The organism is Pseudomonas brassicacearum, from assembly GCF_000585995.1.
Classification (GTDB): Bacteria; Pseudomonadota; Gammaproteobacteria; order Pseudomonadales; family Pseudomonadaceae; genus Aquipseudomonas; species Aquipseudomonas brassicacearum_A.
Genome location: NZ_CP007410.1, coordinates 3,594,518 through 3,611,218 on the forward strand (window position 1 = coordinate 3,594,518; position 16,701 = coordinate 3,611,218).

Annotated in this window: 1 pseudogene; it reads right to left on the reverse strand. The window is 63.0% G+C overall.

The window, feature by feature from the left end:
* Positions 1 to 4: 4 nt before the first annotated feature.
* Positions 5 to 16,357: pseudogene (locus CD58_RS31875) on the reverse strand (amino acid adenylation domain-containing protein); the annotation flags it as partial.
* Positions 16,358 to 16,701: the final 344 nt, after the last annotated feature.

The following is a 16,701-nucleotide window of genomic DNA, read 5'->3' on the forward strand; positions in this document are numbered from 1 at the left end:
GCACCACGATTTCCCTGACGCCGGCCACGGCTGCGGCCAATGCGGCCAAGGTCGGCTGGCCGAACAGCACGCGCACATCGGCGGCCAGGTCGACCTGGCGCATGCGTTCGATCAGTTTCACGGCCAACAGCGAGTGGCCGCCCAATTCGAAGAAATTGTCGTGACGCCCGACCTGCTCGATCTTGAGCAGGTCCTGCCAGATCCCGGCGATGGCCACTTCGACCGGGCCCTGCGGAGCTTCGTACTCACGACTGATCACCGCCGACTGATCCGGTGCCGGCAGTGCCTTGCGGTCGAGCTTGCCGTTAGTGGTCAGCGGGAACGCGGTCAGCGTGACAAAAGCGCTGGGCACCATGTAGTCCGCCAGCGAGGCCAGCAAGCGGCTACGCAGGTCGGCAGCTGACAGCTGTACGTTTTCTTCGGCAATCACGTAGGCCACCAGGCGCTTGTCACCTGGCATGTCTTCACGGGCAATGACCACCGCCTCACTGACCCCCTCGCAAGCCGCCAAACTCGCCTCGATCTCACCCAGCTCGATACGGAAGCCCCGGATCTTCACCTGGTCGTCATTGCGCCCCAGGTATTCAACGCTGCCGTCCGCCAGCCAGCGACCGAGGTCGCCGGTCCTGTACATCCGTGCACCCGGCTCGCGGCTGAATGGGTTGTCCAGAAAGCGTTCGGCGGTCAGTTCGTCACGGTTCAAGTAACCGCGACTGACACCCGCACCGCCTACATACATCTCGCCCACCACACCCACCGGCACCGGCTCACGCTGGGCGTCGAGCACGTACAGTTGCAGGTCGGGAATGCGCTTGCCGATGGGGCTGACGCCAGCCAACTGCGCATCGGCCGCGCACAGTGCGCGGTAAGTCACGTGCACGGTGGTTTCAGTGATGCCGTACATGTTGACCAGCTGCGTCCGGGCATTGGCCTCGCGGGCATACCACGGCTTGAGAATCCCGGTTTCCAGAGCTTCGCCACCGAAAATCACCTGGCGCAGGCTGTGACTCAGATCGCTTTCACCCTGGGCCGCGATCATCTGCCGGAAGGCACTTGGCGTCTGGTTCAGCACCGTGACGCCGGCCTTGCACAACAGCGCATAGCATTCTTGCGGTGAACGACTGACCCATTGCGGCACTACCAGTAAGCGGCCGCCATGGGTCAACGCACCCCAGATTTCCCAGACCGAGAAGTCAAAGGCAAACGAGTGGAACAAGGCCCACACGTCTTGCGGGCCGAAGTCGAACCAGGGCTGCGTTGCCGAGAACAGCCGGGCGACGTTACGGTGTTCGACCATCACGCCCTTGGGCAAGCCGGTGGAACCCGAGGTGTAGATCACATAGGCCAGATGACTGGAGTCCAGGCCCGGCACTTGTGGGTTGGCGACGGATTCGTCCTGCCAGTTGCCGCCATCGAGATCCAGCACCGGCACCGAGACTTCGGTCAACGCATGACGGGTGACGGCTTGCGCCAGCACCGCAACCGGCGCGCTGTCGCGCAACAGGTAGGCAATGCGTTCAACCGGATAAGCCGGATCCACCGGTACATAGCCGGCACCGGACTTCAGGATGCCCAACAGGCCGACGATCATATCCAGGCCGCGCTCGGCACAGATCGCCACCCGGTCATCCGGACGAATGCCCATCGACAGCAAGCGATGGGCGACTTGGTTCGCCCGGGCGTTGAGTTCGCCGTAAGTCAGCGTCCGATCTTCGAACACCACTGCCGTCGCATCCGGCTGAGCCGCAGCCCGGACTTCGAATTGCCCATGGATCAATGCGTCATGGCCATACACGACGTCCGCAGCGTTCCAGGTTTCGAGCAACTGCTGACGCTCGGAGGCCGGCAGGATTTTCAACCCATTCAACGGGGCCAGTGGCGATTGCTCCAGTGCCTGCACCAGGTTTTCCAGCACGCATTGCATATAGCTGCACACACGCCCGGCGCCAATCGGTGCCTGAGCCATGACGGTCAGGTTGAAGTCTTCGCCCAAGTCATCCACCGACAACGTCAGCGGATAGTTGGTGCGTTCTTCACCTTCCAGCGTCCGGATACCGTCCCAGGCAGCAATGGCTTCACTGGAAGCCGTCTGCGCACCGAGATGACGATAGTTGAGCAACGCGCTGAACAGCGGTGCCGGCGCGGCCACGCCACTGCAACGTTGCGCCAGGACCAGCGAGGCATGCTCGTGTCTCAGCAGTGCCGTCAAGCGGGCATGGGTCGCCTTGACCCCGGCGCGGACACCTTGCGCCCCCAGGTTCACGCGCAACGGCAGCGTGTTGATGAACATGCCCAAGGCACGGTCGGCCCCTTCGCCGCCCTGCATGCGGCCCAGCAATACCGTGCCGAACACCACATCGTCCTTGCCCGACACTTTGCCCAGCACCTGCGCCCAGGCCAGGTGATACAAGCTTGCCGCGCTGACGCCGAGCTGGCGTGCCTGCACCCGCAGGCGCCGGCAGAGCTGGGCATCGACGCGCTGGCGGACTTCCTCGATCCCGTGCCCATCGCCCTGCACATCCAGCAAGCCGAAGGGTAGCGTTGGTTCGGCCACATCGCCGAGCATCTCGTGGAAGAACGCTTCATGTTCCTCGCGACTGACGCCCAGCCGCGCCTGGGCCACGTAATTGCGATACGGCACCGACGCCGCCAGATGCTGCTCACGCCCGGCCATATGCGCACCCATTTCCGCAGTGAGCATGCCCAGCGAGGTCGCATCATCGACCATGTGGTGGAACAGCAACATGCCCACCCAGCGATTGTTCGCCACGTCTTCGGCATAACCGATCCGCATCATCGGTGCCTGGCGGATGTCCAGGCGATAGTGGCGCGGATCCAGGCGTTCACGCAGCTGCTGGGCAATGTCCCCCTGCGCAGCGTCCAGTTCTATCTCGTCGAGACCCAGTCGGGCCTCACGCCAAACCACCTGAACCGGTTCGTCCAGGCTTTCCCAGACCACGCCGGTGCGCAGGATGTCATGCCTGGACACGACGCCTTGCAGTGCCTTGGCGAAGACGTCCAAGTGTGGGCGGCTGTCGAAAGAAAACAGCACGTATTGCAGATAGGGATCGCCTTTGGCCGCCGCGAGGTGGTGATACAAAATCCCCTCCTGCAATGGCGCCAAGGCGTAGATGTCCTGCACATTGCGCACGCCACCGGGCACCGTCGCCACCACGCGGTCGATCTCGTCCTGGCTCAGCGTGGCCAGCGGCAACAGGTCCGGCGTGATCCGCGAACAGTCATCCGGGATGATGTTGGCCGGCACCTGGACTTCTTGAGTGCCGCCCACCGCAGCGGCCAGCGCCGCCAGGGTCGGCTGGCCAAACAGCACGCGCACATCGGCCGCCAGATCGACCTGACGCATGCGCTCGATCAATTTCACGGCCAGTAAGGAATGACCGCCCATTTCAAAAAAGTGATCGTGGCGACCAACCCGCTCCACCTGCAGCAGGTCTTGCCAGATCCTGGCAATGGTCGTCTCGACTTCGCCTTGGGGAGCTTCGTATTCACGGGTCACCACCGACGACTGATCCGGCACCGGCAAGGCCTTGCGGTCGAGCTTGCCATTGGTGGTCAACGGGAACACCGTCAACATCACGAACGCGCTGGGCACCATGTATTCCGCCAGCGAGCCCAACAGCTCAGCGCGCAGCTCGGCGGCCGATGGTGGCTCGCCTTCTTCGGCAATCACATAAGCCACCAGGCGCTGATCGCCCGGCGTGTCCTGGCGTGCCACCACCACGGCCTCTCGGACACCGTTGCAGGCGGCCAGTTTGGCCTCGATCTCGCCCAATTCGATACGGAAACCACGGATTTTCACCTGGTCGTCGTTGCGCCCCAGGTATTCGATGCTGCCGTCCGCCAGCCAGCGACCGAGGTCGCCGGTCCTGTACATCCGTGCACCCGGCTCGGGGGTGAATGGGTTGTCCAGGAAACGTTCGGCGGTCAGTTCGTCACGGTTCAAGTAACCACGACTGACGCCCGCGCCGCCTACATACATCTCGCCCACCACACCCACCGGCACCGGCTCACGCTGAGCGTCGAGCACGTACAGTTGCAGGTCGGGGATGCGCTTGCCAATGGGGCTGACGCCGGCCAACTGCGCGTCGGCCGCGCACAATGCACGGTAAGTCACGTGCACGGTGGTTTCAGTGATGCCGTACATGTTGACCAGTTGCGTCCGGGCATTCGCTTCGCGGGCGTACCACGGCTTGAGAATCCCGGTTTCCAGCGCTTCGCCGCCGAAAATCACCTGGCGCAGGCTGTGGCTCAGGTCGCTTTCACCCTGGGCCGCGATCATCTGCCGGAAGGCACTGGGTGTCTGATTGAGCACGGTGACGCCGGCCTCGCACAACAAGGCGTAGCAGTACTGCGGAGAGCGACTGACCAGTTGCGGCACTACCAGCAGGCGTCCGCCTTGCGTCAACGCGCCCCAGATTTCCCAGACCGAAAAATCGAAAGCGAAAGAATGGAACAGCGCCCACACGTCTTGCGGGCCAAAATCGAACCAGGGCTGCGTAGCCGAGAACAGGCGTGCGACGTTGCGGTGTTCGACCATCACGCCCTTGGGCAGGCCAGTGGAACCCGAGGTGTAGATCACATAGGCCAGATGGCTGGCCTCCAAGCCCGGGACGTCGGGGTTGTGCTGCGCCTGCCCGTTCATTCCACCCGTTTCGGCTGGATCGAGCACAATTGTGGGGACTGACAGGGTCGGCAGGTTGTCGCGCCATTGCGGCTGGGTCACCACGGCCACCGGGCTGCTGTCATGCAACATGTAGGCGATACGTTCTGGCGGATACGCCGGGTCCAGCGGTACATACCCTGCGCCGGATTTCAGGATCCCCAGCAGGCCGACGATCATGTCCAGGCCACGCTCGACGCAGATCGCCACCCGATCATCCGGACGAACCCCATGAGCCACGAGGCGATGGGCCAGTTGATTGGCGCGGATATTGAGCTCGCCGTAGGTCAGTGCCTGGTCTTCATACACAACGGCCACTGCATCGGGTTGAGTCGCGGCCCAGCCCTCGAATTGACGATGGATCAAGGCGTCGTGGGCATACACGGCGTCGCTCGTGTTCCAGGTTTCCAGCAACTGCCGACGCTCGGCCGGTGGCAGGACCGTCAGGGCTTGCAAGGGGGTTTGCGGGGCCTGCTCCAGAGCCAGCACCAGGTTTTCCAGGGCCATGTGCATATAGCCGCAGATGCGCTGCGCACCGATGGACCTATCGACCATGGCTGTGAGCGAGAACCCCTCGCCCAGGTCATCCACATTGAGGGTCAACGGATAATTAGTGCGCTCATCACCCCCCAATGCCGCGATCCCGCTCCACGCCGACAGGGCGTCCTGGGTAACCTGTACCGCACTGTGCCGATAATTGAGCAAGGCACTGAACAGAGGCGTCGGTGCGACCACGCCGCTGCAACGCTGGGCCAGCGCCAACGAGGCATGTTCGTGGCCCAGCAGGGCCGTCAGCCGCCCGTGAGTGGCCTTGACGCCGCTGCGCACATCCTGGGCGCCCACGTCCACCCGCAACGGCAAGGTGTTGATGAACATGCCCAGCGCCCGGTCAGCCCCGTCGCCACCCTGCATCCGGCCCAGCAAGACCGTACCGAATACGACCTCCTGCTTGCCGGACACCTTGCCCAACACCTGCGCCCAGGCCAGGTGCACCAGGCTGGCGGCACTCACCCCCAACTGACGCGCCTGTGCCCGCAGGCGTCTGGACAGCGCAAGCTCGACAGGCTGGCGGACTTCATCGATGCCATGCCCTTCTCCCTGCACATCCTGCAAACCAAAGGGCAGCGTCGGCTCATCGATATCGCCAAGCATGTCGCGGAAAAACGCTTCGTGTTCCTGTTCGCTCGCACCCAAGCGGGCCTGGGCCACATAGTTGCGATAAGGCATTGCTTCGCCCAATTGCTCGCCCTGCCCCAGCAGGTGCAGTTGCATCTCATGCTGCATTACGTCCAGGGCGGTATGGTCCAGCGCCATGTGGTGGAACAGCAGGATAGCGACCCAGCGATCCTGGGCCTCGTCCCGTGCATAAGCGAGGTGCAGCAGCGGTGCCTGGCCCAAGTCGAGGCGATAGTGCCGCGCATCGAACCGAGAGGCCAATTGCGTGGCGATATCGCCGGCCGTGGCGTCAGGAACAATGCATTGCGGCTCCAGCGCAACCTGGCGCCAGACCACTTGCACCGGTTCGTCCAGGCCCTCCCAGACCACGCTGGTGCGCAGGATATCGTGGCGATCGATCACCACTTGCAGTGCACCGATGAAGGCGTCGAGGCGTTCACGGTTGTCAAAGGCGAACTGTGTCTGCAACACATAAGGGTCGCCCTGCTCGGCGGCCAAGTGGTGATAGAGGATGCCTTCCTGCAACGGCGCCAGCGGATAGATATCCTGCACGTTGCCAGCGCCACCGGGCACGCTCGCGACGATTTGGTCGATGGTTGCCTGGGTCAGGCTGACCAGCGGCAGCATGTCCGCAGTGATATGTTCGCAATCGGCCGGGATCCGGTTCGCCGGGACGCTGATTTCCTTGCCGCTACCGATGGCCGCCGCCAGCGCGGCCAGGGTCGGCTGGCTGAACAGCACGCGCACGTCGGCACTCAAGCCCACCTGACGCATGCGCTCGATCAGCGTGACGGCCAACAGCGAATGCCCCCCCAGTTCGAAGAAGTGATCGTGGCGGCCGACCTGCCCGACCTTGAGCACGTCGGCCCAGATCCTCGCCAGCGTCTGTTCGACCTCCCCCAGTGGCGCTTCGTATTCACGACTGGCATAGGCTTCGGCATCCGGTGCCGGTAGCTCACGGCGATCCAGCTTGCCGTTGGCGGTCAGGGGGAAGGACGGCAATACCACAAAGGCGCTGGGCAGCATGTAATCGGCCAACACGCTCGACAATTGTCCGCGCAGGTCGTGTACCGACAAGGTGACGCCCTCTTCAGGGATTACATAGCCCACCAGACGTTTCGGACCCGCGTCGTCCTGTCGCGCCAGCACCACCGCGTCTTTCACGCCCGCGCACTGCCCCAGCCGGGCTTCGATTTCCCCCAGTTCGATACGGAAACCGCGGATCTTCACCTGGTCGTCGTTACGACCCAGGTAATCGACCGTGCCATCCGCGCGCCAGCGCGCCAGGTCGCCGGTGCGGTAGAGCAAGGCCTCCGGATCGGCACTGAACGGGTCAGCGATAAATCTCTCGGCGGTCAGCTCGGGACGGTTCAGATACCCCTTCGCCACGCCGTCGCCACCGATGTACAACTCGCCCACCACGCCGATGGGCACTGGCTGTTGATTAACGTCCAAGACATAGACGCGGGTGTTGCCGATGGGCCGGCCAATCGGGATTCCGCCCTCGCCCACGCTGTGGATTTCGTGAGTGGTGGTGAAGGTGGTGGCTTCGGTTGGGCCGTAACCGTTGAGCAGATGAGCCGGTGCGCCTTCTTTCAGGACGCGACCGATCACCGCCGGGTCGAGCACATCGCCACCGACAATCAGGTAGCGCAACTGACTGAAGACCGTCATCAGACCAGCCGCGTACTGATGGAACAGGCCGGCGGTCATCCACAACACGCTGATCGACTGCTCAAGTAGCAGCGCACGGAAACGCTCCTGGGACAGCAAGACATCCTGCTCGACCACCACCACACAGCCGCCGTTGAGCAAGGGTGCCCAGACGTCGAGGGTGCTGGCGTCAAACGCCGGATTGGAGGCAAAGGCCACCCGATCCCCGGCGTTAAAATCGGCATAACCGTTGTTGATCACCAGGCGATTGATCGCTCGGTGTGGTACCAGCACACCCTTGGGCGTGCCGGTGGAGCCGGAGGTGTACATCACGTAGGCGACCGATTCGGTGCTCTGTATCAGCCTCAGGTCATGGTCCGCTTCAGCCTCCAGGGCCACGGTGTCCAGGTCCACACGCGCAATACCCTCAGGCACCGTCATCATGCTCCGTGCCAACAGAATCCGGGCACCACTGTCCTGCACCATGAACTGCTGGCGCTCGATAGGCGCACTGACATCCAGCGGCACATAGACGGCAGCGCACTTGAGGATCGCCAACTGGCTGACCAGCAGCTCGACGGAGCGTTCCAGCACAATCGCCACGCGATCGCCCGGTTGAACCCCCTGGCCGATCAGATGACGAGTCAGGCGGTTGGCCCGGCTGTTCAACTCGGCGTAAGTCAGGCGCTGTTCGTTGTGGACGACGGCCGTTGCATCCGGACGCGCCTTGGCCTGCGCCTCGAACAGGCCATGAACGGTCCTGTCCTGCGGATAGCTGCGGGTGGTGGCGTTGAAGTCCACCAACAACTGGCGACGCTCGGCGGACGGCAGGATCGACAATCGACTCAACGGCGTCGTCGGTGCCTGCTCCAGCGCCTGCACCAGATGTTCCAGCGCGATGTTCATATAGGCGCAGACCCGCTGCGCACCGATCTGCGGTAGGGCCAGCGCCGACAAACTGAAATCTTCAGCCAAATCGTCCACCGACAGAGTCAGTGGGTAGTTCGTCCGTTCTTCATTGCTCAGCAGTTGAATGCCGTCCCAGGCCGCCAGGGCGTCACTTGACGCCGTGCCCGCTGCGCTGTGCCGGTAATTGAGCAAGGCGCTGAACAGCGGCATCGGTGCGGCTACGCCGCTGCAACGCTGGGCCAAGGCCAGCGAGGCGTGCTCGTGGCCCAACAACCCGGTCAGGCGAGCGTGAGTGGCTTTCACACCGTCACGCACGCCTTGGCTACCGACATCCACCCGCAACGGCAAGGTATTGATGAACATGCCCAGCGCACGGTCGGCGCCGTCGCCACCCTGCATTCGGCCCATCAGCACGGTGCCGAATACCACGTCCTGCTTGCCGGACACTTGTCCCAGCACTTGCGCCCAGGCCAGGTGATGCAGGCTCGCGGCGCTCACGCCCAACTGGCGGGCCTGGGCCCGCAGACGGCGACTCAGGTCGGCAGTGAGGTTCAGCCGGCCTTCTTCGATATCGCTGCCATCGCCGCGTACGTCCAGCAAGCCGAACGGTAGCGTGGGCTCGTCCAGATCACCCAACATCTCACGGAAGAACCCTTCGTGTTCCTCTCGACTGATACCCAGACGAGCCTGAGCCACGTAATTACGGAACGGCACCGCTTCGCCCAGTTGATCGGCCTGGCCCAGCAGGTGTACCTGCATTTCGTGCTGGACCACTTCCAGCGCCGTGTGATCGAGGGCCATGTGATGGAACAGCAACATCGCCACCCAACGCTGGTTGGCGGGGTCATGGGCGAAGGCGATGCGCATCAACGGCGCTTGCTGCATGTTCAGACGGTAGTGCAGCGTGTCGAAACGCTCGCGCAACTGGCCGGCGATATCGCCCGCCTCGGCAGTCAGCACAACTTCTTCGACCGCCAGTTGCGCTTTACGCCAGACCACCTGCACCGGCTCATCGAGACCTTCCCAGACCACCGAGGTGCGCAGGATGTCATGGCGGTCGATCACACCCTGCAGGGCCTGGGCAAACGCCTCCAGCCGCTCGCGGTCCGCGACGGTGAACGTGGCTTGCAGCACATAGGGGTCACCCGTGTGCGCAGCGATGTGGTGATAGAGAATCCCTTCCTGCAACGGCGCCAGGGGATAGATGTCCTGCACGTTACGCGCACCACCCGGCACGCTTTCCACAATGCGATCGATGTCCTGCTGGTCCAGCTCGACCAAGGGCAGCATCGCCGGCGTGATCCGGGTGCACCCCAGCAGAATGCCGTTGTCCGGTACTGCGACCTCGCTGCCACTGCCCACCGCCGCGGCCAGTGCCGCCAGGGTTGGCTGGCTGAACAGTACCCGGACGTCCGCCGACAGGCCAAGCTGGCGCATCCGTCCGATCAGGCTGACCGCCAGCAGGGAATGCCCGCCCAGCTCGAAGAAATGGTCGTGGCGACCGACCTGTTGCACACCCAGCAGGTCCTGCCAGATTTGCGCCAGGGCGATTTCGGCTTCGCCTTGCGGGGCTTCATAGCCACGGGTGATCAGCGCGTCGAGGTCGGGGGACGGGAGCGCCTTGCGGTCGAGCTTGCCGTTGGGGGTCAGTGGCAATGCGTCGAGGCGGACGTAGGCCACCGGTACCATGTAGGCCGGCAGATGCGCTTGCAGGTGTGTACGCAAAGCTTCGATGTCGGCCGTTTCGTCCGGCGAGTGTTGAGTGAAATAGGCGACCAGGCGTTTGTCACCCGGTACGTCTTCGCGGGCCAGGACCACGGTTTCCTTGAGACTTGGATGCTGGGCGAGTTTGGCTTCGATCTCCCCCAGTTCGATGCGGAAACCACGGATCTTCACCTGGTCGTCGTTACGGCCCAGGTATTCGATGTTGCCGTCGGGCAGGTAGCGGCCCAAGTCGCCGGTCTTGTACATCCGGGCGTTTGGCGCGCTGCTGAACGGATCCTTGAGGAAGCGCTCGGCGGTGAGGTCATCGCGATTGAGGTAGCCGCGAGCCACACCAGCGCCGCCGATATAGATTTCCCCCGGCACGCCCAGTGGTACGGGTTGCTTGTGTTCGTCCAGCAAGTAGAACTGGGTGTTGGCGACCGGTTTGCCGATGTGCGCGGCGAACCCGTCTTCGCGGGCCATCGATACCCAGCTGGAGTAAGTCGTGGTTTCCGAAGGACCGTAGAGGTTGCACAGGCGCTTGACCCGGGTCTGTTCGAACAGGTTTTCTACCAGACTGCGCTTGAGTGCTTCACCGGCGACGTTGACCGTGTCGACGCCCTCGCCCACGCCACCCGATTCCAGCAACGCCTTGAGCGCCGAAGGTACGGTATTGATCAGCGTGATGTCGTGCTCGCCCTGTTGCAGTTCCAGCACATTAGTGACGACTTCGATGCTGCCACCCGAAGTCAGCGGCGCGAAGCACTCATAGACCGCCAGGTCGAAGTTCAACGAGGTGGAGAACAGGGTTTTCGCCAGTGTTTCAGAGTCGAACGAACGGTGCGCCCAGGTGAGGAAATTCACCGTATTACGGTGTTCGATCATCACGCCTTTAGGCAGACCGGTCGAACCGGAGGTGTAGATCAAGTAAGCCAGATGCGACGAAGTCAGCTCAGCAATTTCTGGATTCAGGGCGGACTCCTCCTGCCAGAGCCCGCTGTCGAGATTGATCACGGGCATCGACGCTTCTGCCAGCAATTCAAGGGTCGCCGCCTGCGCCAACACGGCCGCCGGAGCGCTGTCTTCAAGCATGTAGGCAATCCGATCCAGTGGATACGCCGGATCCAACGGCACATAACCACCGCCGGCCTTGAGAATCGCCAACAGCCCTACCACCATGTCCGCGCCACGCTCGACGCAGATCGCCACCCGTGAATCGGGCTCTACGCCCTGCTTGCGCAGGTAATGCGCCAACCGGTTGGCCCGCTCATTCAACTGGTGATAGCTCAAACGCTGCTCACCACGGATCACCGCGACAGCCTCCGGCGTACGCCGGACCTGAGCCTCGAACAACCCATGAATCGTCTGCTGCTGCGGGTAATCCGCCTGCGTGGCGTTGAACGTCACCAGCAATTGCTCGCGTTCCGCAGATGGCAAAATCGGCAGGCGATACAAAGCCGCCTGAGGTGTCTGTTCCAGCGCTTGCACCAGCGTTTCCAGCGCCGTGTGCACATAAGCGCAGACCCGTTGCGCGCCGATCTGCGCTGCAACCAGCACCGTCAGGTTAAAACCATTCCCCAGGTCATCAACGTTCAATGTCAGCGGATAGTTGGTGCCTTCTCCCCCATCCAGGACGTCGATCCCGCGCCACGCTTGCTGCGCCTGCGCCGAAGCCACGCCCATAGCACGGTGCCGATAGTTGAGCAAGGCGCTGAACAGCGGCAATGGCGCCGTCACACCGCTGCAACGCTGGGCCAGTGCCAGCGAAGCATGTTCGTGCCCCAGCAGCGCCGTCAGGCGCCCATGGACCGCCTTGACGCCGGCCTTGACGCCTTGATCCCCCAGGCTCACGCGAAGGGGCAAGGTATTGATGAACATGCCCAGTGCACGGTCAGCCCCTTCGCCGCCCTGCATCCGGCCCATCAGCACCGTCCCGAACACCACGTCCTGCTTGCCGGATACCTTGCCCAGCACTTGGGCCCAGGCCAAGTGCACCAGGCTGGCGGCGCTCACCCCCAGCTGACGCGCCTGTGCCCGCAGGCGCAGGTCCAAGGGCGATCCCACCAACAGGCTGGCTTCTTCGATGTCGCGCCCGCCACCCTGCACGTTGTGCAAATTGAACGGTAATGTCGGCTCGTCGATATCACCGAGCATGTCGCGAAAGAACGCCTCATGCTCTTCACGGCTCACGCCCAAGCGGGCCTGCGCCACATAATTGCGATAGGGCACCGCTTGCGCCAGTTGCCCGGATTCCCCGAGCAGGTACGCCTGCATCTCATGCTGCACCACCTCCATCGCCGTATGGTCCAGGGCGATGTGATGGAACAACAGCGTCGCGACCAGGCGCTGGTTGGCCTCGTCCTGCCCGTATGCCAAACGCATCATCGGAGCCCGGGTGAGGTCCAGCCAATGATGCCGCGGGTCGAAACGCTCGCGCATCTGCGCAGCGACATCGCCGGCGGCCGGATTGAGATCGACCGCTTCGAGGTGCAGCTTCGCCTCGCGCCAGACCACTTGGATGGGTTCATCCAGCCCGTCCCACACTATGCTGGTGCGCAAGATGTCGTGACGATCGATGACGATCTGCAGCGCTTGGACAAACGCATCGAGGCGTTCCCGGTTGTCGAAGGTAAACTGCGACTGGAGCAAATACGGATCGCCCTGCTCGGCGGCAAGGTGATGGTAGAAAATCCCCTCCTGCAGTGGGGCCAGCGGATAGATGTCCTGCACGTTGCGTGCACCGCCCGGCACTGTCGCCACGATGCGGTCGATGGTTTCCTGGGACAGGCTGACCAGCGGCACCCGCTCGGGGGTGATGCGTTCGCAATTGGCTGGAATCAGGTTCACCGGTACGCTGATCTCCCTCCCGCTGCCGACGGCGGCCGCCAGTGCGGCCAGCGTGGGTTGGCTGAACAGCACACGCACGTCTGCACTCAGGCCGACCTGGCGCATGCGCTCGATCAGGCTGACCGCTAGCAGCGAATGCCCGCCCAGTTCGAAGAAGTGATCATGACGACCGACGCGCTCGACCTTGAGCAAGTCCTGCCAGATCTGCACCAGGATGGTTTCGACGTCGCCTTGCGGGGCTTCGTAGCCACGGGTGATCAGTGCGTCGAGGTCTGGGGCCGGCAGGGCCTTGCGGTCGAGTTTGCCGTTCGGCGTCAGTGGCAAGGCGTCGAGCCGCACGTAGGCGGCGGGTACCATGTAGGCTGGCAGCTGCACTTGCAGGTGCGCACGCAGGGCTTCGATGTCCACCGCGTCGCCTGGCGAGCGTGGGGTGAAATAGGCGACCAGGCGTTTGTCGCCCGGTGCATCTTCCCGGGCCAGGACCACGGCTTCTTTCACTGCATCGTGTCGGGTGAGCTTGGCTTCGATCTCCCCCAGTTCGATGCGGAACCCGCGGATCTTCACCTGATCGTCGTTGCGCCCCAGGTATTCGATGTCGCCGTCTGGCAAGTAGCGGCCCAAGTCGCCGGTCTTGTACATGCGGGCGTTTGGCGCGCTGCTGAATGGGTCCTTGAGGAACCGCTCGGCGGTCAGGTCATCACGATTGAGATAACCGCGAGCGACCCCGGCACCACCGATGTAGATTTCGCCCGGTACGCCCATTGGCACCGGTTGTTTGTGTTCATCCAGCAAGTAGAACTGGGTGTTGGCGATCGGTTTGCCGATGTGCGCGGCGAACCCGTCTTCGCGGGCCATCGATACCCAGCTTGAGTAAGTCGTGGTTTCCGAAGGACCGTAGAGGTTGCACAGGCGTTTGACCTGGGTCTGTTCGAACAGACTTTCCACCAGAGAACGTTTAAGTGCTTCACCCGCGACGTTGACCGTGTCGACGCCCTCACCCACGCCACCCGATTCCAGCAACGCCTTAAGCGCCGAAGGCACGGTGTTGATCAAGGTGATGTCGTGCTCGCCCTGTTGCAGTTCCAGCACATTAGTGACGACTTCGATGCTGCCGCCCGAGGTCAACGGCGCAAAGCATTCATAGACCGCCAGGTCGAAGTTCAACGAGGTCGAGAACAGGGTTTTCGCCAAGAGGTCAGAGTCGAACGAACGGTGCGCCCAAGTCAGGAAATTCACCGTGTTTCGATGTTCGATCATCACGCCTTTGGGCAGACCGGTCGAACCCGAGGTGTAGATCACGTAGGCCAGATGCGCTGAAGTCAGCTCCGCAACCTCTGGATTCAGGGCAGACTCGTCCTGCCAGAGACCGCCATCGAGATCGATCACCGGCATCGAAGCGTCCATCAGCAGCCCAAGGGTCGCGGCTTGCGCCAACACGGCCGCCGGGGCACTGTCTTCGAGCATGTAGGCAATCCGATCCAGCGGATACGCCGGGTCCAGCGGCACATAACCGCCGCCGGCCTTGAGAATCGCCAGCAAGCCCACGACCATCTCGATACCGCGCTCGACGCAGATCGCCACCCGCGCATCGGGTTCGACGCCCTGCTTGCGCAGGTAATGGGCCAAGCGGTTGGCGCGCTCGTTCAGCTCTCGATAGCTCAAGCGCTGCTCGCCACGAATCACCGCGATAGCCTCCGGCGTGCGTTGCACCTGCTCTTCGAACAGTCCGTGGACGGTCTGCGCCTGCGGGTAATCCGCCTCGGTGGCGTTGAACGTCACCAGCAGTTGCTCGCGCTCCGCAGCGGGCAGGATCGACCGCCGCTGCAGCGGCGCCTCTGGTGTCTGTTCGAGCATCCCGGCCAGATTCTCCAACGCCTGCTGCATATACCCGGCAATGCGTTGGGCACCGATCCCGGCCAAGGCCAGCACACTCAGGCTGAAGCCTTCGCCCAAATCATCCACCGATAAGGTCAGCGGGTAGTTGGTGCCCTCTGCACCACCCAGTGAATGCAGTCCTTCCCAAGCCCCGAGCGTCTCTGCCGTAGGCGCTTGCGCCGTGCCGCTGTGTCGGTAGTTGAGCAGCGAACCGAATAGCGGAGCAGGCGCTGGCACACCGCTGCAGCGCTGGGCCAGGGCCAACGAAGCGTGCTCATGGCCGAGCAACGCCGTCAGGCCCGCATGGGTGGCTTTGACACCCTCACGCGCACCTTGCCCCGCCAATTTCACCCGCAACGGCAGCGTATTGATGAACATGCCCAGCGCGCGGTCGGCACCGTCGCCACCCTGCATCCGGCCCATCAACACCGTGCCGAACACCACGTCCTGACGACCGCTGACGGCACCCACTACCTGTGCCCAGGCCAAGTGGTGCAGGCTTGCCGCGCTGACGCCCAACTGGCGAGCCTGCACTCGCAAGCGACGGCTCAACGCGCCATCGATCGCCAGATGAACTTCCTCGATCACCGACTCGTCTTCAGGTACCGCGGCAAACCCCAGGGGCAGCGTCGGTTCATCGACATCGGCCAGCATCTCGCGGAAAAACTCTTCATGGGCGTCGCCGCCCACGCCCAGCCGGACCTGCGCCACATAGTTGCGATACGGCACCGCGTCAGGCAACCCATCGGCTTGTCCGAGCAGGAACGCCTGCATCTCATGCTGCACCAGCTCCAGCGCCGCGTGATCCATTGCCATGTGGTGGAACAACAGAATCGCCACCCAGCGATCGTTGACCGGGTCCTGGGCGCAAACCAGGCGCATCAACGGCGCCTGCCCTACGTCCAGGCGGTGATGCCGGGTGTGAAAGCGCTCTTGCAACTGCCCCACGACATCGCCGTCGGCAGGATCAAGTGTGATCTCTTCCAGGGCCAACTTGGCCTCGTGCCAGACCACTTGCACCGGCTCGTCCAGCCCTTCCCACACCACCGAGGTGCGCAGGATGTCGTGGCGATCGATCACGCCTTGCAACGCCTGGGTAAAGTCGTCCAGGCGGGTGCGTCGGTCCGCTCCGAACAAGGCCTGCAGCACATAGGGATCGCCCTGCTCGGCGGCAAGGTGATGATAAAGAATGCCTTCCTGCAAGGGCGCCAGGGGATAGATATCCTGCACATTGCCCGCGCCGCCCGGCACGCTGTCGACGATCCGGTCGATCGCTGCCTGACTGAGACGGGCCAGGGGCAGCATGTCCGGTGTGATACGGAAGGCCGGGCTCAGCCAGTCGCCACCATTTCTCTCCACCAGTTCGAGCAGTTCGTGCTTGTGGACGATAAGGCTGTCCCACAGAGCACTGTCCAGTCCTTCGTCGTCGCCCAGGATCACAAGATTGTCGTCGTCCTGCTGGAGACGGATCGGATGCTGGGACAGAGCTGTCATCAATTCGCTGAATTGCATCGAAGAACCTGCTTTTCTAGTTCGGAGTGGTTGACGATAAAAATGTGTTTTTCAGGTACGGCGCGGCGCCTGGACGCTGGGGTCGGCGGCGGTTGGGCCGACCTCGGCGCACGGGCCAAAGCTATGGGTAATCGTCACGTTCAACCGAAGGAGGTCCTCTGCGGACGGCCTCCTTACAGGCCAAAAAAAATTAGAACATTCGGTACGCCATGTCTGTCATGGGAAGCAGGGACAAGCCCTGACGGTGCCCAGACAGACAGTAGGAAGGAGGAGAATCCGAGGCGTGAGCCCTGCCCGGAAGGCCCGGGACAGGGCGTTACAGCACGAATGGAGACTGCTGGTAC